Origin of the sequence: Streptomyces sp. NPDC102451 (genome assembly GCF_044765485.1) — a bacterium.
In the GTDB taxonomy this organism is placed as follows: Bacteria; Actinomycetota; Actinomycetes; order Streptomycetales; family Streptomycetaceae; genus Streptomyces.
Genome location: NZ_JBIWKD010000008.1, coordinates 31,080 through 52,845, shown reverse-complemented (window position 1 = coordinate 52,845; position 21,766 = coordinate 31,080). Strand labels below are relative to the sequence as shown.

Sequence of the window (21,766 nt, the reverse complement as noted above, 5' to 3'; positions counted from 1 at the left end):
CGTGGGTGCGGTCGGGCTGGGCTGTATGCCGATGAGCTGGGCCTACACCACGTCGCAGCAGCGCGGTGACCGCTCGCTGCGGACCGTGCACGCCGCGCTGGACGCGGGCGTCCAACTGCTCGACACCGCCGACATGTACGGGCCCTTCACCAACGAGCTGCTCGTCGGCCGGGCGCTCAAGGGCCGCCGGTCCGAGGCCTTCCTCTCCACCAAGTGCGGTCTGCTGGTGGGCGATCAGCACATCGTGGCCAACGGGCGGCCCGGGTACGTGCGCCGGGCCTGCGACGCCTCGCTGCGACGGCTCCAGACCGATGTGATCGATCTCTACCAGCTGCACCGGGCGGATCCCGAGGTGCCGGTCGAGGAGACCTGGGGCGCGATGGCCGACCTGGTGACGGCGGGCAAGGTACGGGCGCTCGGGCTGTGCGCGGTGGGCGCCAGGGCGGGTCGCGGGCCGGGGGCGCGGATGCACGACGGGACCATCCGGCAGCTGGAGCGCATGCAGCAGGTCTTTCCCGTCAGCGCGGTCCAGGCGGAACTCTCCGTGTGGTCGCCCCAGGCGCTGGAGGACCTGCTGCCGTGGTGCGCGGCCCGGGGCGTGGGTGTGCTGGCGGCGATGCCGCTGGGCAGCGGCTATCTCACGGGGACGCTCAAGCCCGGCCAGGGGTTCGAGCCGGACGATCCGCGGGCCAGGCACCCCCGTTTCACCGCGGAGATGATGGCGGCCAACCAGCCGGTGGTGTCGGGGCTGCGCAGGGTCGGTGAGCGGCACGGTGCCACCCCCGCGCAGGTGGCTCTGGCATGGGTCCTGCGGCAGGGCCGGCATGTGGTGCCCGTGCCCGGCGCGAAGCGGGAGCAGTGGGCCGTGGAGAACGCGGGGGCGGCGGGGCTGGTGCTCACGGACCGGGACCTGGCCGAGATCGCGGGGCTGCCGCGGGCCCTCGGCTCGTGGGACTGAACCGGAACGCCGGAAGCGGGAGAATGGGCGGAGATCGGTAACCCGGGGCCGGGCGGCGTGTAAGAACAGTAGTCGTGCGACCGTCGAAAGGATCGGTGCTGTGCAAACTCCCGTACTGCGCAAGGGGATCGTGGCCCTGCTCGCCTCGGCCTCCCTCCTGCTGTCCGCCTGCTCGTCCGATGACGGCCCGGCGGCCGGTGAGGGCGCCTCCTCGCCCCCGGCGAGCGCCACGTCCGCTCCGGCATCGGCGAGCCCGTCGGCGGACCTGCCGCCGGCCAAGGGCTCGGTCAAGGTGGAGAAGACCCTGACGGAGGGCCTCGCCTCCCCCTGGGGCCTGGCGGCGCTGCCCGGGGGTGATCTGCTGGTCGGCTCGCGCGACGAGGCGACGATCACCCGGATCGACGGGGAGAGCGGTGAGAAGACTCTGCTGGGCTCGGTGCCCGGGGTCGCGCCCGCCGGTGAGGGCGGCCTGCTCGGCCTCGCCGTCCCCCCGACCTTCGGCGCGGACCACCTGATCTACGTGTACTTCACGACCGAGTCGGACAACCGCATCGCCCGCCTCCAGTACGACGAGAAGAAGCCACCGGGCCAGCAGCTGGGCGCCCCGGACACCATCCTCCGGGGCATCCCGAAGGGCGCCATCCACAACGGCGGCCGGATCGCGTTCGGTCCCGACCGCATGCTGTACGCGGGCACGGGCGAGACGGGTGACACGGGCCTCGCCCAGGACAAGGCGTCCCCCTCGGGCAAGATCCTGCGGATGACGCCCGACGGTGAGCCGGTGCACGGCAATCCGGAAGCCGACTCTCCGGTCTACTCCTACGGGCACCGCAATGTGCAGGGCCTGGCCTGGGACGGCTCGAAGCGGCTCTGGGCATCGGAGTTCGGCCAGGACACCTGGGACGAGCTGAATCTGATCGAGCCGGGCAAGAACTACGGCTGGCCCGATGTCGAGGGCAAGAAGGGGAAGCCGGGTTACGTCGACCCGGTGGCCCAGTGGAAGACCTCCGAGGCCTCGCCGAGCGGCATCGCGTACGCCGAGGGGTCGATCTGGATGGCCGGGCTGCGGGGGGAGCGGCTCTGGCGGATCCCCCTGTCGGGCAAGGCGGACGGGGAGCCGCTGGCCGCCCCCCAGTCGTTCCTCGACGGGAAGTACGGCCGTCTGCGCACGGTGCTCGCCGCCGGTGGCGACAAGCTGTGGCTGGTCACGAGCAACACGGACGGCCGCGGCACCGCGAAGCCGGGCGACGACAGGATCCTGCTCCTGAAGGTGCGGTAGCGCGCGTCCCGGGGCCCCGCCCGGTCTCACACCGCCGTGTACAGCCGGAACCTGTGGGCCAGGGCGGCCGCCTCGCCACGGCTGGAGACGCTCAGCTTGGCGAGGATGTTGGAGACGTGCACGCTGGCGGTCTTCGGCGAGATGTACAGCTCCTCCGCGATCCGGCGGTTGGTGTATCCCGCCGCGACCAGCCGGTGCACCTCCTGTTCCCGCGAGGTGAGCCCGAACGACTCGATGGCGTCCACCGCCGGGGCGGGTGCGTCGGGCCGGGAGGCTTCGTCCTCGGCCGGGGCGCCCGGCCCGGTGAGCGCGATACGGGCCCGGCCGGCCAGCAGCTCGACGTTCTCCGCGAGCGGGCGCGCTCCCAGCCGTACCGCCTCCGCGTGGGCTTCGCGCAGGAGTGCCGCGGCGGGCGTCCGGTCACCGGACGCGGTGAGGATCGCCTCCGCCCAGTGGTGACGGATCTGGGCCAGCTCGTAGGGGCGCTGGAGCGTGGCGAAGGCGGTGGCGGCGCGGCACCAGTGGTCCGGGGTGTCCGCGCCTTCCGCGCGGGCCAGTTCCGCCTCGATCAGCATCCCGTACGCCGCCCAGACGGGCACCAGCATCGGCAGCCGCTTGAGGTGGTCCCGGATGCGCTTCAGGATTGCCGGCCGCCCGGGGTCGGTGGCGGGCAGCCCGCGTGCGTCGGCCTCGATCGCCGCGGCGGCGTGGAGCAGCGGCAGGGAGTACCGCTGGGTTCCGGGTGGCAGACCGGTCTCGGACTGCGCCTCGAACGCGGCCCGCGCCTCGGGGAGCCTGCCCTGCTGGGCCGCGAGGACCATGGCGTGCCGGACCGGGCAGATCAGGTGCTGCGGCTGCGGGTCGTGGCCGAGGTGACGGCGGTTCAGGGCCAGTTGCTCCTCGGCCTCCTCGAAGTTCCCCTTGGCCAGGGCCAGATCCGTGCGGCGGGCGGCCACCAGGGCGTTCGACTTGCGGGACCGGGCCAGCGGGGCCGCGGCCTCCGCCGCCGCCCCGCTCTCCTCCCAGTACCCCAGCGAGAAGTACGACTGCGCCTGGTTGGCCCGGGTCCAGGCCTCGGACTCGGGGACCCCGTGGCCGTGGCAGATCGCGATGCCGTGGTCGGCGGCCGCCACCGCCTCCAGGGAGCGGCCGCAGGACTCCAGCGAGGAGGGCAGGTTGACGGCGGCACGGCTCATGACGCCCACCAGGTGCAGCTCCTCGGCCCGGTCCCGGACGGCGTACATCTCGGCGAGGCCCTCCTCGACGTCCCCCGCGTCGATCGTGAGCCAGCCACGGGTGAGCCTGGCCTGCAGCTCGATGGACTCCTCGCCGACGAGCCGGGCGTACTCCACGGCCCGGTCGGCCGCGACCAGCGTCTCGGGTCCCGGCCGGTGCAGGGCACCCCAGCTGGCGACGGACGCCAGGACATCGGCGTGCACGGCGGACGGCCGCAGACCCCGCACCAGCTCCTCGGCGGTGGCCAGTTCCTCCCGGCCGTCCCCCCGGGAGAGGCTCTGCGTCAGCAGGGAGCGCTGCACCCAGAACCACGCCGCGCGCAGCGGGTCCATCTCCCGGTCCAGGATGCGCAGCGCCTTCTTCGCGACGGCCAGGGCCCGTTCGCGATCACCGCCGAAGCGGGCGGCCACCGTAGCCTCGGCCATCAGGTCGAGGTAGCGCAGCGGATCCGCCGGCTCGCAGCCGCACCCCGGGTAGGCCTCGGCGTGGTCGAGGGGCCGCAGGGTGGCACGTACGGTGTCGGGGACGTCGTCCCAGAGCTCCATGGCCCTTTCCAGCAGCCGGAGTTGCTCGCTGTACGCATAGCGGCGCCGGGCCGCCACCGCTGCCTGGAGCACCGCGGGCAGCGCCTTGACCGCGTCGTGCGCGGCGTACCAGTAGCTGGCGAGGCGTGCGGCGCGCTCGTCGGCGCGTACGAGCGACGGGTCGGCCTCCAGCGCTTCGGCGTAGCGGCGGTTGAGGCGTGTGCGTTCGCCGGGCAGCAGGTCGTCGCTGACGGCTTCCCGGACCAGGGAGTGCCGGAAGCGGTATCCGTCCGTGTCGGGGGCGGGCAGCAGCAGATTGGCGCCGACCGCGGCCCGCAGCGCTTCGTCGAGGTCGTCCTCGGAGAGGCCGGCGACGGCGGCGAGGAGCGGGTGCTCGACCGTGGAGCCGCCCTCGGCGATGATCCGGGCGATCCGCTGCGCGTTCTCGGGGAGCGCCTCGACGCGGACCAGGAGGAGGTCACGGAGGGAGTCGGAGAGCCCGGAGCTGTCGCCGCAGCACTCCACGCTGCGGGCGAGCTCCTCGACGAAGAAGGCGTTGCCGTCGGAGCGTTCGAAGATGTCGTCGACCAGCGCGGCGTCGGGGACCATCGCGAGGATCCCGGTGAGCTGCCTGCCGACCTCGGCGCGGCTGAAGCGGTCGAGTTCGATCCGGCGGACCGTGCGGAGCCGGTCCAGCTCGGCGAGGAGCGGGCGCAGCGGGTGGCGGCGGTGGACGTCGTCGGCGCGGTAGGTGCCGATCACGACGAGGCGGCCGCTGCGCAGGGTGCGGAAGAGGTAGGCGAGGAGATGGCGGGTGGAGGCGTCCGCCCAGTGCAGGTCCTCCAGGACGAGGACGACCGTACGGGAGGCGGAGACCCGTTCCAGCAGCCGGGCGGCGAGCTCGAAGAGCCGGGCGGTGCCGTGCTCGTCGTCGGGGGCCCGGTCGGCCTCGCCGAGTTCGGGCAGCAGCCGGGCGAGCTCGCCCTCCTGCCCGGCCAGAGCCTCGGTCAGTTCCTCGGGCAGCGCCCGGCGCAGGGCACGGAGCGCCGTCGCGAAGGGGGCGTAGGGCAGGCCGTCGGCCCCGATCTCCACGCACCCTCCGACGGCCACCACGGCGTCCCTGCGGCAGGCCGCCGTGATGAACTCCTCGACCAGCCGGGTCTTGCCGACGCCCGCCTCACCGCCGACGAGCAGGGCCTGCGGTTCTCCGCCGGCGGCGCGGGCGAGCGTCTCGGTGAGCGCGGCGAGTTCACCGGCGCGGCCGACGAAGACGGGGCTGACGGTGTTGGTCTCCACGCCGCTGAGCATCGCATACGTGTACGACACCCCGGCAGCGGATTTCCGCGCGAGGTCCATCGCTACGCGGCACGGGTGAACCAGCTCCGGTTCCTTCCCACCCGCCCTTCGGTGTCGTCCCGTCGCGCGCGCCGGGCGAGCACCGCCCGGCGGACGGTGCGCTGCTCCTCGGCCCTGCGGATCAGCTCGGCGACGGCGAGCTGGTGGAGTTCGTACTCGTACATGGTGTTCTCCCTGGTGGGACGCAGAAGTGGGGGCACGGTTCCTTGCCGTGCCCCCACTCTCGTCCGCCAGGGGGTGCCGCCACATCGGGCGAGTGCCGCATCTCTGCGGGTGAGGGGCCTTAGGCCCCGGTGACGGATGCCTTAGCCGTCTGCGGCAGGGCCTCAGCCGCCGGCCGCGGAGGGCAGGGCGACGAAGAGGTCGAAGTACATGCCGACGGAGAGCAGCAGGCCGAGTACGCCGAGCGAGATGCCTGCGACGGCCACGGATCGGACCCAGCCGGCCTGCGGGTGGAGGGCGGGAGTGCCGAAGGAGGGCCGGACCAGGACGAAGACGCCGACGAGCAGGGCGAGCAGCGCGAAGATCCCGTTCACGAGGGCCGTGCTGTGCCACGCGTCGCCGTAGATCTCGGAGATCTGCTGGGCGGCGCTGCCGCCGCCGGAGGTCTTGATCTGGCCCATCAGGGTCTCGCGCTCGGCGGCGACGCGGCCGGTCCAGGCTCCCGAGAGGGAGATGATGCCGAGCCCGGCGGCCACGACCGCCGCGGCTCCGGTCCCGACCCCGGACGCCGCGGCGGCTTCGGCCTCGTCGTAGGGGTCGGGCTCCAGGTCGGCCTCCAGGCCGTCCTCCGCCGCCGCGTCCGTCGCGGCCACGTCCATGGCGGTCACGTCCGACGCGGTCACGCCCGGTGCGACGTCGGCCGGAACGGCGTCGTCCGTCGGGCCGGCCTGCTTCGTCACGCCCGGTGCGGTGGCGGTCCCGTCGGCCGCCTTCTTCTCCTCGGTGTCGTCAGTGGTCGCAGTGGTGGGGGAGGTGTTCATGCGCCGCACGCTAGGGGTCCCGTATGAGAACCTCCTTAACACTGGCCCCCTCAGCCCTGTCGCTTACGCCATTCGGGCGCCAGGACGGCCCAGATCTCCTCGTCGTGACGCTTGCCGCGGTACGGATAGGCCTCGCGCAGTACTCCTTCGCGGGTCATCCCGAGCCGTTCGGCCACCGCGACACTGCGCCGGTTCGCGGAGGAGGCGACCCACTCCACGCGGTGCATGCCCCGTACGCCGACGGCCCAGTCGATCAGCTTCCGGGACGCGCGGGTCACCAGGCCCCGGCCCTCCGCGGCGGCCTCCAGCCAGCAGCCGATCTCGCAGTTGCCCGTGTCCGCCTCGAATATCCGGAACAGGACGCCGCCGACCAGCGTGCCGTCCAGCCAGATGCCGTAGAGCCGGCCGGTGTCGGCGGCCTGCTTGTCCGCGTACCGCTGGAGCAGGGCGCGGGCGGAGGTGAGGTCCGTGGCGGCCGCGGCGAACGGGATCCAGGGGTCCACCAGGGCACGCGCCCGGTCCATGTGCGCCAGGAACTCCGCCGCCTGCCAGGGCTCGATCGGGCGGAGCTCCGCCCCGTCGTCGCCCAGTGACACCGTGAACACAGTGAATCTCCCTCGGTCTCCGTGATGTCTCAGTGCACGCGCTGGGAGACCACCTGGGCCTCGTCGTCCGTGCGCTCCCCCGGGATTTTCGCACGGGGTGCCACACGGTCCGGCGGCTCGATGCTGAGGCGCGGGAGCAGCCTGTCGAGCCGGGCCGGCAGCCACCAGTTCGCGCCCCCGAGCAGGTGCATCAGCGCGGGCACCAGCAGGGTGCGCAGGACGAAGGCGTCGAGTGCGACGGCGGCGGCGAGTGCGATGCCGAACATCGCGATGACGCGGTCGCCGCTGAGGACGAAGGCGAGGAAGACGGAGATCATGATCACCGCGGCGGAGTTGATCACCCGGCCGGTCTCGGCCAGGCCGACCCGCACCGACCGGCGGTTGTCGCCGGTCTCCAGCCATTCCTCGTACATCCGGCCGACGAGGAAGACCTGGTAGTCCATGGACAGCCCGAAGAGCACCGAGACCATGATCACCGGGAGGAACGGTTCGACGGGGCCCGCGCTGCCGAGCCCGAGCAGTTCGCTCCCCCATCCCCACTGGAAGACCGCGACGACGACGCCGAAGGACGCGGCCACCGCGGCCACGTTCATCACGGCGGCCTTGAGGGGGACGGCGAGGGAACGGAACGCCAGCAGCAGAAGCAGACAGCCGAGCCCGATGACCACCCCGACGAAGAGCGGCAGCTTGCCGATGATGATGTCGGCGAAGTCGTCGTAACCGGCGGTCACCCCGCCCACGTGCATCCGGAGCGAGGTGGTCTCCCCCACCGGCGGCAGGACGTCGTGGCGCAGCCGGTCGACGAGTTCGCTGGTCCGCTGCGACTGCGGCGCGGAGCCGGGGACGACGGTGAGGAACGCGGTGTCGCCGCTGCCGTTGTACGTCACCGGGCTCACCGAGGCGACTCCGTCGGTGGCCCGCAGCACGGCGGGCAGGCCGTCCAGGGCGAGCCGGTCGTCGGCTCCGTCGAGGTGCGCGGCTATCGTCAGCGGCCCGTTGACGCCGGGGCCGAAACCGTCGGCCAGCAGGTCGTACGCCTGGCGGGTGGTGGCCGTGGCGGGGTTGTTGCCCTGGTCGGAGGTGCCCAGGTGCAGCGAGAGGGTGGGCACCGCGAGCACCGCCATGACGGCCGCGGCGACCGCCCCCAGCAGCCGGGGGCGCCGCTCGACGAAGGCCGACCAGCGGGCGGCGAAACCGGTGGCCCGTTCGCTCTGCGGCCCGTGCTCGGCGAGCCGTCCGCGCTCACGCCGGCTCAGGGCCCGGGTGCCGATGAAGGAGAGCAGCGCGGGCAGCAGGGTCACGGAGGCGGCGACGGTCAGCACCACGGTGAGGGAGGCGGCGATCGCGACTCCGTTGAGGAAGCCGAGCCGCAGGACCAGCATGCCCAGCAGGGCGACGCAGACGGTGGCTCCGGCGAAGACGACGGCGCGCCCCGTCGTCGCGACGGCGTTCCGTGCGGCCTCGTGCACGGACAGACCACGCCGCAGGCCCCGCCGGTGCCGGGTGACGATGAAGAGGGCGTAGTCGATGCCGACGCCGAGCCCGATGAGCATGCCCAGCATCGGCGCGAAGTCGGCGACGGTCATGACATGGCCGAGCAGCACGATGCCCGCGTACGCCGTGCCGACGGAGACGAGGGCGGTAGCGATGGGCAGCAGGCTCGCGGCGAGCGAGCCGAAGGCGAGGAAGAGGACGACCGCAGCGACGGCCACCCCGATGGCCTCGCTCAGGTGGAGGGCGGGCGCCTCGGTCAGCGCGGCCGCGGTGCCGCCGACTTCGACCTGCAGCCCGTCGCCACCGGCTTCCCGCGCGGTGTCGACGACGGCCCGCGCCTGTTCCGGCGGGATCTCGCCGGCCCGGTGGTCGAAGGTGACCGTGGCGTAGGCGGTGTGGCCGTCCGCGCTGATCCGCCCCTGGTCCGTCGGCCCGTAGGGACCGCTGACGTCACCGACGCCCGGCAGTGCGCGGATCGCGTCGAGCGTCCCGGTCATCGTCCGCTCGACACCGGGGTCACGGACGGCGGTGCCGGGGGTGTGCCAGACGACGGTGCCGGTGTCGCCGCCGAGGTCCTTGAACCCCGTCTGCAGGAGTTCACCCGCACGCCCGGACTCGGTGCCCGGCACCTCGTAGTCGTTGGAGTACGCGGACCCCGCGAACCCCGCGGCGGTGGCGGTGCCCCCGAGGGCGATCAGCCAGATGAGGACGGTGGCGAGGCGGTGCGTGAGACACCAGCGTGCGAGGGCGGCCAACGGAGGTGCTCCTGGGGTTCGTGGACTGTAGCGGGATATGACATGACATCCCGCGAAGTCGCATGACCTGAGAGCCTCACTCTGTCAGCCATCCCTCACCATTTGCCGCTTTCGTGGCCATGGTCACACGGCTCGGACCATCAGCCGGAGACGCTCGCCCGGCCGTTCTCGATGTGGCCCATCAGCCGGCGCCGGAAGGAGCCCGTCTCGTCGGCCGTCAGCTCCAGGTCGTACCAGCCGTGGGCGTCGGCCGCCGAGTGCACGACCGTACGGCTGCGGCCCGGCTTGACCTCGACCGTCCGCGTCCAGTTCCGCAGGTCGTCCTCGTCGACGTATCCGAGGGGCCGCACGGTGTAGGTCAGGGTCCGCCTGCCGGTGTTGCGCAGCGTGAGGTGCACGTCCCGCTCGTGGGCGTCGATGTGCGAGGAGACTCCGGCTCCGCCGTCGGCCGCTCCCTCGAACTCCCGCCGGAAGCCGTTCGGACCGGTGACGGTGAAGCGGTATCCGGCGCCGGTCAACGGCACCGTCCAGCGCGCCGTACCCCTGACGTCGCGGTGCTGCGGTGCGGGGAACTCCTGGGCGTAGGGGTAGAGCGCGAAGTGCGCGGACGAGCGGCCCGTGCTGCTGAGGTCCACCCGCAGTGCCCCGTCCACGCGCGTGGCCTGCGCGTCGCACTGGTAGGGCAGGGGCCGGGCCGGCCGGGCGCCCGGCTCCTGGGCGGGCATGTGCTGGACGGCCGGCGGCACGGGCTGCCAGCGCCCCTCGAAGGGCGGGATCGCGGCGGGCTGCTCCGTCCCGGGCTGCCGCCGCGCGCGGCTGAAGTCGAAGGCCGAGGTGAGGTCGCCGGTGACCTGGCGCCGCCAGGCACTGATGTTGGGCTCCTCGACCCCGGTCCAGCGCTCCAGGAGACGGATCACCGAGGTGTGGTCGAAGACCTCGGAGCAGACGTACCCGCCGACCGACCAGGGCGAGACCACGAGCAGCGGAACCCGCACGCCCAGCCCCGTGGGCCTGCCCTCCCAGTGCTCCTCGGTCACCTCCGCGGGGGCGACCGGCGGCGGGACGTGGTCGAAGAACCCGTCGTTCTCGTCGTAGTTGATGAGGACGACGGTGCGCCGCCACACGTCGGGGTGCCGGCCGAGCGCGTCCAGCACCTTGTAGACGATCGTCGCGCTGTGCACCGGCGAGGAGACGCTCGGGTGCTCGGAGTCCACCGCGGACGGGACCAGGTAGGAGACCTCGGGCAGTGTCCCCGCCGCCACGTCCTCGGCGAACGCGTCGGCGAGCGTGCCCGTCTCCACCCGGCGCAGCCCCCGCTCGAAGAGACTGCGCTCGGCCGCCGTCAGCGCCGCGACGCCCTCGTCGAGCAGACCCAGCAGCCGCTCCCGCTCGGCGGCGTCGTCCGCGTCGCGCACGGTGGCGTAGAAGGACTCCATGTAGGTGTGGCCGCCGGTCCTCGCCAGGGCCTTGCGGGCGACGGCCTTGAAGGTGGTGAAGAACTCGATCTGGTTGTCGGTGAAGTTCTCCCACTCCGTGTACGTCCTCCAGCTCCGCCCGGCCTTCTCCAGCCGCTCGGCGTACGTGCCCCAGTCGTATCCGGGGTGGGTGCCCTCGTCGTACGCGTCGTTGCCCACGGCCCGCTCGCCGTTCGGCTCGTACCCCGTCCGCCCGCTCCAGAGGTGGTTGCGGTTCGGGCTGGTGGAGGAGTGGATCGAGGAGTGGTAGGCGTCGCAGACGGTGAAGGTGTCGGCGAGTTCGTAGTGCAGCGGGAGGTCGCCGCGGTCGTAGTACGCCATGGTCGCGGCGGTCTTCGCGGTGACCCAGCCGTCCATCCAGCCGCCGGCCCAGGCCTTGGCGCCGCCGTCCCAGGAGTGGTCGAGGGCGCCGATGTACTGGAGGTCCTTCTTCTGCGTCTGTGCGGCCCCCCGCACGGGGAACGGCAGCACGGTGGAGCCCAGGGGCCCCGGCTGTGCGAAGACGGGCCTGCCGGAGGGAAGCTCGATCGCGTTGCGGTCCCCGAAGCCGCGCACTCCGCGCAGGGTCCCGAAGTAGTGATCGAAGGAACGGTTCTCCTGCATCAGGATCACCACATGCTCGATGGCGTCCAGCCCCGCCCCGCCGGACCGTTCCCCCGCGGGCTGTGCGGCGATCGCCGCCTGGAGCGAGGGGGGCAGGAACGATCCCGCCGCAGCGGCGCCGAGTGCGCCGCCCCCGAGCGCGAAGAGCCGCCGCCGTGACATGTCCGTGGTCAAGTGAGCCTCCCGATTGCTTTCCTACGGCGGGAAACTAGCCACGCCGGGTGGCTGCCGGAAGACCGTCGTACGGCCTGACGATGAACGTCCAACAGGGCGTCACGGAAAGTCCAAGCGCGAAGAACGCAAAAAAGGGGGCGGCGCATCCGGACCACGGATGCGCCGCCCCCAGGGGCCCGACGGGATCAGCCCTCGACGCCGAGCTTCTCCAGGATCAGCTCACGCACGCGCGCCGCGTCGGCCTGGCCACGGGTGGCCTTCATGACCGCGCCCACCAGCGCACCGGCGGCGGCGACCTTCCCGCCGCGGATCTTGTCCGCGATGGCGGCGTTGCCCGCGATGGCCTCGTCGACGGCCGTGGACAGCGCGCCCTCGTCCGAGACGACCTTCAGGCCGCGCTTCTCGACGACGGTGTCCGGGTCGCCCTCGCCCGCGAGGACGCCCTCGAGGACCTGGCGCGCCAGCTTGTCGTTGAGGTCACCGGAGGCGACGAGCTCCGCCACCCGGGCGACCTGCGCCGGGGTGACCGGCAGCTCGTCCAGGCTGCGGCCGGTCTCGTTGGCGTTACGGGCGAGCTCGCCCATCCACCACTTGCGGGCCTGGTCCGACGGGGCACCCGCGTCCGTCGTGGCGACGATCAGGTCGACCGCGCCCGCGTTGAGGATGGACTGCATGTCGTGATCGTTGACACCCCACTCCTCCTTCAGCCGCTTGCGGCGCAGCCGGGGCAGCTCGGGAAGCCCCTTGCGGAGCTCCTCGACCCAGTCGCGGGCAGGGGCGACCGGCACCAGGTCCGGCTCGGGGAAGTAGCGGTAGTCCTCGGCGTTGTCCTTGATGCGGCCGGCCGTGGTGGAGCCGTCCTCCTCGTGGAAGTGCCGGGTCTCCTGCACGATCGTCCCGCCGGAGTTCAGCACGGCGGCGTGCCGCTGGATCTCGAAGCGGGCGGCACGCTCGACGGAGCGCAGCGAGTTGACGTTCTTCGTCTCGGAGCGCGTACCGAACTTCTCGGTGCCGTTGGGGCGCAGCGACAGGTTGACGTCGCAGCGCATCTGGCCCATCTCCATCCGGGCCTCCGAGACGCCGAGCGCCTTGATGAGCTCGCGGAGCTCGGCGACGTACGCCTTGGCGACCTCGGGGGCGCGTGCTCCGGCTCCCTCGATCGGCTTGGTGACGATCTCGATGAGGGGGATGCCCGCGCGGTTGTAGTCGAGCAGCGAGTGGGAGGCGCCGTGGATACGGCCGGTGGCACCGCCGACGTGCGTCGACTTGCCGGTGTCCTCCTCCATGTGCGCGCGCTCGATCTGCACGCGGAAGATCTCCCCGTCCTCCAGCTGGACGTCCAGATAGCCGTCGTAGGCGATCGGCTCGTCGTACTGGGAGGTCTGGAAGTTCTTCGGCATGTCCGGATAGAAGTAGTTCTTCCGGGCGAAGCGGCACCACTCGGCGATCTCGCAGTTCAGCGCGAGACCGATCTTGATGGCGGACTCGACGCCGATCTCGTTGACGACCGGCAGTGCGCCCGGCAGCCCGAGGCAGACCGGGCAGGTCTGCGAGTTCGCGTCCTGCTTGAGCTCGGTGGAGCACCCGCAGAACATCTTGGTCCTGGTGCCGAGCTCCACATGGACCTCGAGGCCCATGACGGGGTCGTACGCCGCGAGGGCATCCTCGTACGACTCCAGGTCGATGACAGTCACTGAAACTTTCCCTCTCAGCCCAGCAGGACGTCGTCGTCGCCGAGACGCTTGAGCTCGCGGTAGAGGATCGCGAGTCCGGTCACGATCGCTGCGGCGGATACGGCGGCGTCGATCAGCCGCAGTGTGTCGTTCTCCTGGCGGGCCATCTTCACCTGCTTGAACACGCTGAGCGCGCCGAAGGCGGTGGTGCCCATGGACACGTACGCGCCGGTCTTGGACTTCTTGAAGTTCTTGGCCTTCTTAGCCATTGCGCTCATAGCGACGGAGCCTCCTCAAGCAGCGGGTGCCCCCACTTTTCCACGAAAGCGGCCTCGACGGCTGCTCCGACCTTGTACAGCCGGTCGTCCTTCATGGCGGGGGCGATGATCTGCAGCCCGACCGGCAGGCCGTCCTCCGGGGCCAGGCCGCAGGGAAGCGACATGGCGGAGTTGCCGGCGAGGTTGGTCGGAATGGTGCACAGGTCCGCGAGGTACATCGCCATCGGGTCGTCGGCGCGCTCGCCGATCGGGAAGGCGGTGGTCGGCGTCGTCGGCGAGACGATGACGTCCACCTGCTCGAACGCCTTCTCGAAGTCCTGGGTGATGAGGGTACGGACCTTCTGCGCCGAGCCGTAGTACGCGTCGTAGTAGCCGGAGCTCAGCGCGTACGTACCGAGGATGATGCGGCGCTTGACCTCGTCGCCGAAGCCGGCCTCGCGGGTGAGCGCGGTGACGTCCTCGGCGGAACGGGTGCCGTCGTCGCCGACCCGCAGGCCGTAGCGCATGGCGTCGAAGCGCGCGAGGTTCGAGGAACACTCGGACGGCGCGATCAGGTAGTACGCCGACAGGGCGAGGTCGAAGGACGGGCAGTCCAGCTCGACGATCGTGGCGCCGAGGGACTTCAGCAGCTCGACCGACTCGTTGAACCGCTGGACGACCCCGGCCTGGTAGCCCTCGCCCGCGAACTGCTTGACCACGCCGACGCGCATGCCCTGGACGGAGCCGTTGCGCGCGGCCTCGACGACCGGCGGGACCGGCGCGTCGATGGAGGTCGAGTCCATCGGGTCGTGTCCGGCGATCGCCTCGTGCAGCAGCGCCGCGTCCAGGACCGTACGGGCGCAGGGGCCGCCCTGGTCGAGGGAGGACGAGAAGGCGACCATGCCGTAGCGGGAGACGCCGCCGTAGGTGGGCTTGACGCCGACGGTGCCGGTGACGGCGGCGGGCTGGCGGATGGAGCCGCCGGTGTCCGTGCCGATGGCGAGCGGGGCCTCGAAGGAGGCCAGCGCGGCGGCGGAGCCACCGCCGGAGCCGCCCGGGATGCGGGTGAGGTCCCAGGGGTTGCCGGTCGGGCCGTAGGCGCTGTTCTCGGTGGAGGACCCCATGGCGAACTCGTCCATGTTGGTCTTGCCGAGGATGACGACGTCGGCCGCCTTCAGCTTCTTCGTGAGGGTCGCGTCGTACGGCGGGACCCAGCCCTCCAGGATCTTCGAACCGACGGTGGTCGGCATGTCCTGGGTGGTGAAGATGTCCTTGAGCGCGAGCGGGACGCCGGCCAGCGGGCCGAGCTTCTCGCCCGCCTCACGCTTGGCGTCGACGGCGCGGGCCTGCGCGAGCGCGCCCTCGCGGTCGATGTGCAGGAAGGCGTGGACCTTCTCGTCGACGGCGTCGATCCGGGCCAGGTGGGCCTCGGTGACCTCGACGGCCGTCAGCTCGCCGGAGGCGATCCTCGCGGCGGTCTCGGCCGCGGTGAGCTTGATGATGGTGCTGATGTCCGTCATGGCTGTTAGTCCTCCCCCAGGATCTGCGGCACCTTGAAACGCTGCTGCTCCTGGGCCGGGGCGCCGGAGAGCGCCTGCTCGGGGGTGAGCGACGGACGGACCTCGTCCGCGCGCATGACGTTGGTCAGCGGCAGCGGGTGGGAGGTCGGCGGTACGTCTTGGTCGGCGACCTCGGAGACGCGGGCGACCGCGCCGATGATGTCGTCGAGCTGACCGGCGAAGTGCTCGAGCTCTTCGCCCTTCAGCTCCAGACGCGCCAGCCGGGCGAGGTGGGCGACCTCCTCGCGCGTGATGCCAGGCATGCAGCGATCCTCAGGGGTTGGTGTGTGGTTTTGGCCCAATCCTATGGGGTCGCGGGACACGCCGAGGGACACACCGTCCTCCGGGGGCCCGGCCCGTCCCTCAGGCCGTGGCCGGGCCCGGGTTCAGCGCGCGTCCCGCGGACCGGGGCGCCTGCTCGGGGGCCACCGCCGGTGCGGCCGCGGCCTCCAGCTCCGAGGGCCGCCGCCACCCGTGCTCGCCCCGGGCCCGCAGCCAGGCCGTCGTCTCCTGCGGCGGCATCGCGGCGGCGACCAGCCACCCCTGCACCGCGTCGCAGCGCAGGTCACGCAGCCGCTCCCAGGTCTCGTCGTCCTCGACGCCCTCGGCGACGACGATCAGCCCGAGCGAGTGGGCCAGGTCGATGGTGCAGCGGACGATCTCGGCGTCCTCGTTGTCCACGGCCAGCCGTGCGACGAACGACCGGTCGATCTTGAGCTCGCTGACCGGCAGCTTCCGCAGGTGGACGAGGGAGGAGTAGCCGGTGCCGAAGTCGTCGAGGGACATCTTCACCCCGTGCCCGGTCAGCCCGGCCAGGGTGTCGGCGGCCCGCTGGGGGTCCTCCAGCAGGACGTGCTCGGTTATCTCCAGCTGGAGCGCACCGGCGGGAACGCCGTGCCGGGCGAGCCGTGCGGCGACGCTGCCCGCGAACCCGGGGGTGTGGACGTCGCGCGGCGAGACGTTGACGGCGACGGGGACGAACAGCCCCTGCGCCCTCCACCGGGCCACCTGGGCCAGCGCGGTCTCCAGCACGTACTCGGTGAGGTGGGGCATCAGCCCGGAGGACTCGGCGATCGCGATGAACTCGTCCGGGGGGACCCGCCCGCGCTCCGGATGCACCCATCGTACGAGCGCTTCGAGGCCGGCCACCTGGCCGTCGAAACGGACCTTGGGCTGGTAGTGGAGTTCCACCTCGCGGGCGTCCAGGGCACGGCGCAGATCGCCCAGCAGGCCGAGCCGGTCCGGGGTGTTGCTGTCACGCTTGGACTCGTAGACCTCCACGCCCGTGCGGTCCCGCTTGGCCTGGTACATGGCCACGTCCGCCCGCCTGAGCAGCCCCTCGGCGTCGAGCGCGTGGTCGGGGTGGACGGCGACCCCGGCGCTCGCCTCCAGCACCAGGATGAGCCCGTCGAGGTCGAGGGGCGAGGAGAGCTCGGCGACCAGGTGCCGGGCGACACGCTGGGCACTGGTGGTCGAGTCCGCGGTCGGCAGCAGTACGGCGAACTCGTCGCCCCCGAGCCGCGCTGCCTCCGCGCCGCGGGGCAGGGCGAGCTGCAGCCGCTCCGCTATCTGGAGCAGGAGCCGGTCGCCGGCGAGATGGCCGAGGGTGTCGTTGACGGCCCGGAAGCGGTCGAGGTCGATGAGGACGAGGGCGGTCCTGGTGCCGGTGCCGTCGGCCTCCTCCAGCGCCGTCCACGTCCTCTCCAGGAGCCACTGGCGGTTGGGCAGGCCGGTGAGCGGGTCCCTCAGCTGCTCCTCGGCCCGCGCGCGGGCGATCCAGAGCGTGGAGTCCAGGGCGATCAGCGGGACGGCGAAGAGGGGCAGCAGGACGGGCTTGGCCGAGGCCACCACGCAGATCAGCGGGGCGATGCCGAGCAGGGCGACCGCGACGAGCCCCTGGCGCAGCACTGCGGTACGGGCGATCGTCGGCAGCCCGCCGCTCTGGGACGCCCTGGCGTACCAGAGCAGGAAGCGGGTGACGAGGAGGTACGCGCCGGCGGCGAGCAGCACTTCCGGTACGGCGTCGATGCCCCAGTGGAGTGGCCGCCAGGGCGCTTCGACGCTGGGCACCTCGCCGAAGGCGGCGAGGACCAGGGCGGCCGCCCCGATGCCGAGTATGTCCACCGCCCCGTGCAGCAGCCCCTGCCACCACCGGTGACGCCTGGCCATGCCGACGAGCACCACGACGACGAGGCTGACCAGCCCGGCGGCCACCCAGCCGTAGAGCAGCAGCACGGCGAGGGTGAGGGCCGCGCCGGAACCGGTGCCGCCCCACCAGCGGTCGCGGCCGAGGGCGACGAGATGGCCCACGACGATTCCGGTGAGCAGGGCGAGCGACCAGCCCGCGGTGCCGGCGGGGAAGAGGGCGTGTCCGTCGTGGACCGTCCGGTAGAAGCCGGTCGCGAGCTGCACGGCTGCGACCGCCACGACGACGGCGCCCACTGTGGACGTGAGGCCCACGAAACCTCGCAGACGCGACACCGGTGCGGCGCTCTCGGTCGGTTTCATTCCGTCCCTCTCACAGCCGGCGGTGCCGATGTCCCACGGTGGCCCCCGCTCCCATGCCACCACGACCCGAATCCCACCACGCGGCCGGGCACGGCAGGTGCTCGTTCAACAGTAGGCCGACGAGGGCCCCCGCGGGCAGCGCTCTGCAGCTCTTGCCCGAATGCGGTCCTGCGTTGCTCACTGTCTGATAAGCGCCGAACGGGTGATGCGGGCGGGCAGGACCGGGCCTCCGCGTCCTCTCCCGTCCGATTGCTTCCCCCCTGGCCCATGACCACGCGTCACCGGCGTCTCGATCGCGCCTCGATCAGACCTCCTCGGCGGGGACGGCGGCCTCCCGGGCCGCGTCCGGCCCCTGTTCCAGGAGCACGGCGAAGCCGTCCTCGTCGAGGACGGGCACCTTCAGCTGCATCGCCTTGTCGTACTTCGACCCCGGGTTGTCGCCCACCACCACGAAGGAGGTCTTCTTCGAGACGGATCCGGTGACCTTCGCGCCCTGGCTCTGGAGCGCGTCCTTGGCCCCGTCCCTGGTATGGGTGGCGAGCGTGCCGGTGACCACGACGGTGAGTCCCTCCAGCGGCCGCGGCCCCTCGTCCTCACCCGCGCCCTCGTCCTCCATGCGGACCCCGGCCTCCCGCCATTTGCGCAGGATCTCGCGGTGCCAGTCCTCGGCGAACCACTGCTTGACCGAGGCGGCGATGATGGGGCCCACCCCGTCCGCGGCTGCCAGCTCCTCCTCGGACGCCTCGTCGATGCGGTCGACGGAACGGAACTGCCGGGCCAGCTCGACGGCGGCGACCGGTCCCACGTGGCGGATGGAGAGTCCGGTGAGGATACGGGCGAGCGGGGCCTGTCTGGCCGCCGCGATACCTTCCAGCATGCCGAGCGCGTTCTTCCTCGGCTCACCCTTGTCGGTGACGAAGACCTTGGCGATCTTCTCCTCGCCCGTCTTCGGGTCGCGCTTGGGCAGTCCGCTGTCCGCGTCCAGGACGTACGCCCGGATCGGCAGCAGCTGGTCCACCGTCAGGCCGAAGAGGTCGCCCTCGTCCAGCAGGGGCGGCTCGGCGGGCTCCAGGGGCTTGGTGAGGGCCGCGGCCGCCACATAGCCGAAGTGGTCGATGTCCAGGCACTTACGGCCCGCGAGATACGCCAGACGCTCCCGCAACTGGGCGGGGCAGGAGCGGGCGTTGGGGCAGCGGAGGTCGATGTCGGCCTCCTTCATGGGGCGCAGCGGCGTCCCGCACTCGGGGCACTCGGACGGCATGACGAACTCGCGCTCGCTGCCGTCGCGCAGATCGACGACCGGCCCGAGGATCTCCGGGATGACGTCGCCGGCCTTGCGGAGGACCACCGTGTCGCCGATGAGGACGCCCTTGGACTTCACGACGTTCTGGTTGTGCAGGGTGGCGAACTCGACCTCCGACCCCGCCACCTCGACCGGCTCGACCTGGGCGTACGGCGTGACCCGGCCGGTGCGGCCGACGCCGACCCGGATGTTGACCAGCTTGGTGTTGACCTCCTGCGGCGCGTACTTCCAGGCGATCGCCCAGCGCGGCGCGCGCGAGGTGGAGCCCAGCCTGCCCTGGAGCGGGATCTCGTCGAGCTTGACGACGACGCCGTCGATCTCGTGCTCGACGGACTGGCGGTTCTCGCCGAACCAGGCGATGAACTCCCGCACCTCGTCGAGGGATCCGACCACCTTGTTGTGCTTGGCGGTCGGCAGGCCCCACTCCTTCAGCAGTTCGTACGCCTGGGAGAGCCGCTCGATGTCGAAGCCCTCGCGGGCGCCGATGCCGTGCACCACCATGTGGAGCGGGCGGGTCGCGGTGACCTTCGGGTCCTTCTGCCGCAGCGATCCGGCGGCCGCGTTGCGCGGGTTGGCGAAGGGCTTGTCGCCTGCCTCGACCAGCCGGGCGTTGAGCCCCTCGAAGGCCTCCATGGGGAAGAAGACCTCACCCCGGACCTCGACGAGGTCGGGGACGCGGTCGCCCTTGAGGCGCAGCGGGATGTCGGCGATCGTACGGACGTTGGGGGTGATGTCCTCCCCCGTGCGTCCGTCGCCCCGGGTCGCCGCGCGGGTCAGCCTGCCGTGCTCATAGGTGAGGTTGACGGCGAGGCCGTCCACCTTGAGCTCGCACAGGAAGTGGTATCCGCCCCTGCCCACGTCCTTGGCCACGCGGTCTGCCCAGGCGGCGAGCTCCGCGTCGTCGAAGGCGTTGTCCAGGGAGAGCAGGCGCTCGCGGTGCTCGACCGAGGTGAACTCCGTGGTGTACGGGCCGGCGACCTTCTGGGTCGGCGAGTCCGGTGTGCGCAGCGCGGGGTGCTCGTCCTCGATGGCCTCCAGCGCGCGCATCTGCCGGTCGAACTCGGCGTCGTCGACGACCGGCTGGTCCTTCACGTAGTACCGGAAGCGGTGCTCCTCGATCTGCTCGGCGAGGAGTGCGTGCTGTTCCTGCACCTCCGCCGGCACACCGGTCAGCTGCTGCGCCTGCTGTTCGCCGGCCATCGCCTGTTCCTCCCGTTGCCCCGTTGACTCTTCGACCCGTTACTCAGGGTTGTCCGCGAGCGACCTCGCCGCCCGGGCGCAGTGGGCGAGCGCGGCGCGCGCGTACGCGGGCGACGCTCCCGCCAGCCCGCAGGACGGGGTGATCACGACGGACTCGCTGAGAGTCCCCGGATTCAGCCCCAGCCTGCTCCACAACGTCCTGACCCCCATGACGCTACCGCCCGGGTCCGACAATGCGGTCGAGGCGGCGTCGTGGCCGGGAACCACGCCGAGGAAGAGCTGGGTGCCGCCCTCGACGGCTTCCCCGATCGCCTCCTCCTCACGCTCGGTGACCAGCGAGAAGTCGAAGGAGACCGCGCCGGCCCCCGCGCGGCGCAGCAGCCCGAACGGCACCTCGGGGGCGCACGAGTGGACGGCCGTGGGCCCGTCGCCGTTCACCGCGAGCAGCTCGCGGAGCGTCCCCTCGACGACCTGGCGGTCCACGGCGCGGTAGGTGCGGTAGCCGCTCGCTGACCTGACGCGCCCCAGCAGTACGGCGGTGAGGGAGGGTTCGTCGAGCTGGAGCACGACCTCGGCGCCGGGAATCCTGCGCCGCACCTCCGCGAGGTGGGAGCGCAGTCCCTCGGCCAGCGAGCCGGCCAGGTCGCGGCAGGCGCCCGGGTCGCCCAGCATGGCCTCGCCGCCCCGCAGTTCCAGCGAGGCGGCCAGGGTCCAGGGTCCGACGGCCTGGACCTTGAGCAGCCCCTCGTACCCCTGGGTGAACTCCTCCAGCGCGTCGAGGTCCTCGCCGAGCCAGGAGCGGGCCCGGCGGGTGTCGCGGCCGGGGCGGTCGCTGATCCGCCAGCCGCTGGGCTCGACATGGCCGTACATCTCGGTGAGCAGGCCGACGGTCCGCCCGATCATGTCCGCGCCGGGGCCCCGCGCGGGCAGCTCCGCCAGATACGGCATGCCCTGACCGTCGGCGAAGGACCCGGTGACGGTCTTCGCCGCCTCCCGGGCGTCCCCTCCGGGCATGGACCCGATCCCGGTGGCTGCACTCGCGCTGAACCTGCTCTTCTCGCTCACGCGGAAAGCCTACGGGCCCCCGGGCGCGGGCTCGCCGCAGCTCAACGGCCCGGGCGGACCGTGAGGTCGTTGATCTCGGCGTCCCTGGGCAGATCGAGTGCGAGCAGGATCGTGGTGGCCACCGATTCCGGGTCGATCCAGCGGGAAGCGTCGTACTCCTTGCCCTCCTGCTGGTGGACCTTGGCCTGCATCGGGCTGGCGGTGCGGCCCGGGTAGACGGAGGTGACCCGGACGCCGTTGCCGTGCTCCTCGTGGCGCAGCGAGTCGGCGAGGGCCTTCAGCCCGTGCTTGCTCGCGGCGTACGCGCTCCATTCGGCGTGCGCCGCGAGCCCGGCGCCGGAGTTCACGAAGACGACGTGACCCTGGGCGACGCGCAGCTGCGGCAGCAGGAGACGGGTCAGCTCGGCCGGGGAGACCAGGTTGGCGTTGAGCTGGAAGTGCCAGGCCTTGGGGGTGAGGTCGCCGACGGTGCCGAGCTCGACGACGCCCGCGATGTGGAGCAGCGAGTCGAGGCGTTCGGGCATCGGCTGCTGCCCGAACGCCCAGGAGAGCCGGTCGGGGTTGCCGAGGTCGCCCACGAGCGTGCGGGCCCCGGGGTGGAGCGCGGCCAGTTCCTTGGCGCGCCCGGCGTCCCGGGCCAGCAGCACGAGTTCGTCGCCGCGCTCCAGGAGACGGCGGGCGACGGCCGCTCCGATGCCGGAGCCGGCGCCGGTGATGAGGTGAGTAGGCATGCCCTCATGCTCGCATCACGGCAGGTGC

The 21,766-nt window shown here is 72.1% G+C and carries 16 protein-coding genes; 2 read left to right on the top strand and 14 right to left on the bottom strand.

All coding sequences use genetic code 11. The annotated features are described in order from the left end of the window. The first annotated feature begins 1 nt into the window (after position 1). Positions 2–958: an aldo/keto reductase gene (locus ACIRD8_RS19930; protein ID WP_403993495.1), complete on the top strand. Its 957-nt coding sequence runs from the start codon at positions 2–4 to the stop codon at positions 956–958. 100 nt (positions 959–1,058) lie between these two features. Further along, on the top strand, positions 1,059–2,237 hold the full coding sequence (locus ACIRD8_RS19925) for a PQQ-dependent sugar dehydrogenase (protein WP_403992974.1): 1,179 nt from the start codon (positions 1,059–1,061) through the stop codon (positions 2,235–2,237). Positions 2,238–2,263: 26 nt separating this feature from the next. Here ACIRD8_RS19925 and ACIRD8_RS19920 read toward each other — a convergent pair whose 3' ends face one another. From ACIRD8_RS19920 to ACIRD8_RS19855, 14 genes are all read right to left on the bottom strand, one after another. Continuing rightward, entirely contained in the window at positions 2,264–5,305 is a 3,042-nt protein-coding gene (locus ACIRD8_RS19920; RefSeq protein ID WP_403993492.1) for an AAA family ATPase, read from the bottom strand. Positions 5,306–5,355: 50 nt separating this feature from the next. Further along, positions 5,356–5,553, bottom strand: coding sequence for a hypothetical protein (locus ACIRD8_RS19915; protein WP_403992971.1), 198 nt, complete (start codon positions 5,551–5,553; stop codon positions 5,356–5,358). A gap of 126 nt (positions 5,554–5,679) precedes the next feature. After that, entirely contained in the window at positions 5,680–6,336 is a 657-nt protein-coding gene (locus ACIRD8_RS19910; protein WP_403992968.1) for a hypothetical protein, read from the bottom strand. A gap of 50 nt (positions 6,337–6,386) precedes the next feature. Further along, positions 6,387–6,941, bottom strand: coding sequence for a GNAT family N-acetyltransferase (locus ACIRD8_RS19905; RefSeq protein WP_403992965.1), 555 nt, complete (start codon positions 6,939–6,941; stop codon positions 6,387–6,389). Positions 6,942–6,970: 29 nt separating this feature from the next. Beyond that, the gene (locus ACIRD8_RS19900) at positions 6,971–9,190 is read right to left on the bottom strand and encodes an MMPL family transporter (protein WP_403992962.1); all 2,220 of its coding nucleotides are present in this window, start codon (positions 9,188–9,190) and stop codon (positions 6,971–6,973) included. A 140-nt stretch (positions 9,191–9,330) separates the two neighbouring features. Then, positions 9,331–11,442 carry a phosphocholine-specific phospholipase C gene (locus ACIRD8_RS19895; RefSeq protein ID WP_403992960.1) on the bottom strand — a complete coding sequence of 704 codons (2,112 nt, stop codon included), beginning with the start codon at positions 11,440–11,442 and terminating at the stop codon, positions 9,331–9,333. 185 nt (positions 11,443–11,627) lie between these two features. Further along, a complete protein-coding gene (gatB, locus tag ACIRD8_RS19890) occupies positions 11,628–13,136 on the bottom strand; it encodes an Asp-tRNA(Asn)/Glu-tRNA(Gln) amidotransferase subunit GatB (RefSeq protein ID WP_403992957.1) in 1,509 nt (502 codons plus the stop codon). A gap of 14 nt (positions 13,137–13,150) precedes the next feature. Further along, positions 13,151–13,393, bottom strand: coding sequence for a hypothetical protein (locus ACIRD8_RS19885; protein ID WP_350991065.1), 243 nt, complete (start codon positions 13,391–13,393; stop codon positions 13,151–13,153). After that, on the bottom strand, positions 13,390–14,892 hold the full coding sequence (gatA, locus tag ACIRD8_RS19880; protein WP_403992954.1) for an Asp-tRNA(Asn)/Glu-tRNA(Gln) amidotransferase subunit GatA: 1,503 nt from the start codon (positions 14,890–14,892) through the stop codon (positions 13,390–13,392). The genes ACIRD8_RS19885 and gatA overlap by 4 nt, the downstream gene beginning before the upstream one ends. 5 nt (positions 14,893–14,897) lie before the next feature. Next, positions 14,898–15,194: an Asp-tRNA(Asn)/Glu-tRNA(Gln) amidotransferase subunit GatC gene (gene gatC / locus ACIRD8_RS19875; RefSeq protein ID WP_014153935.1), complete on the bottom strand. Its 297-nt coding sequence runs from the start codon at positions 15,192–15,194 to the stop codon at positions 14,898–14,900. 100 nt (positions 15,195–15,294) lie between these two features. Beyond that, positions 15,295–17,439, bottom strand: a complete 2,145-nt coding sequence (locus ACIRD8_RS19870) for a putative bifunctional diguanylate cyclase/phosphodiesterase (protein ID WP_403992951.1) — start codon at positions 17,437–17,439, stop codon at positions 15,295–15,297. Positions 17,440–17,743: 304 nt separating this feature from the next. After that, on the bottom strand, positions 17,744–19,942 hold the full coding sequence (gene ligA / locus ACIRD8_RS19865) for an NAD-dependent DNA ligase LigA (protein WP_403992948.1): 2,199 nt from the start codon (positions 19,940–19,942) through the stop codon (positions 17,744–17,746). A 39-nt stretch (positions 19,943–19,981) separates the two neighbouring features. Further along, a complete protein-coding gene (locus tag ACIRD8_RS19860; RefSeq protein WP_403992945.1) occupies positions 19,982–21,007 on the bottom strand; it encodes a methionine synthase in 1,026 nt (341 codons plus the stop codon). Positions 21,008–21,048: 41 nt separating this feature from the next. After that, entirely contained in the window at positions 21,049–21,738 is a 690-nt protein-coding gene (locus tag ACIRD8_RS19855) for an SDR family oxidoreductase (RefSeq protein WP_403992942.1), read from the bottom strand. Positions 21,739–21,766 lie beyond the last annotated feature (28 nt).

Excerpts from the sequence above, each read along its gene's own strand:
- ACIRD8_RS19870 (WP_403992951.1), bottom strand. The coding sequence starts at position 17,439 with ATGAAACCGACCGAGAGCGCCGCACCGGTGTCGCGTCTGCGAGGTTTC.
- ligA (WP_403992948.1), bottom strand. The coding sequence starts at position 19,942 with ATGGCCGGCGAACAGCAGGCGCAGCAGCTGACCGGTGTGCCGGCGGAG.
- ACIRD8_RS19855 (WP_403992942.1), bottom strand. The coding sequence starts at position 21,738 with ATGCCTACTCACCTCATCACCGGCGCCGGCTCCGGCATCGGAGCGGCC.
- gatA (WP_403992954.1), bottom strand. The coding sequence starts at position 14,892 with ATGACGGACATCAGCACCATCATCAAGCTCACCGCGGCCGAGACCGCC.
- ACIRD8_RS19920 (WP_403993492.1), bottom strand. The coding sequence starts at position 5,305 with ATGCTCAGCGGCGTGGAGACCAACACCGTCAGCCCCGTCTTCGTCGGC.
- ACIRD8_RS19910 (WP_403992968.1), bottom strand. The coding sequence starts at position 6,336 with ATGAACACCTCCCCCACCACTGCGACCACTGACGACACCGAGGAGAAG.
- ACIRD8_RS19885 (WP_350991065.1), bottom strand. The coding sequence starts at position 13,393 with ATGAGCGCAATGGCTAAGAAGGCCAAGAACTTCAAGAAGTCCAAGACC.
- gatC (WP_014153935.1), bottom strand. The coding sequence starts at position 15,194 with ATGCCTGGCATCACGCGCGAGGAGGTCGCCCACCTCGCCCGGCTGGCG.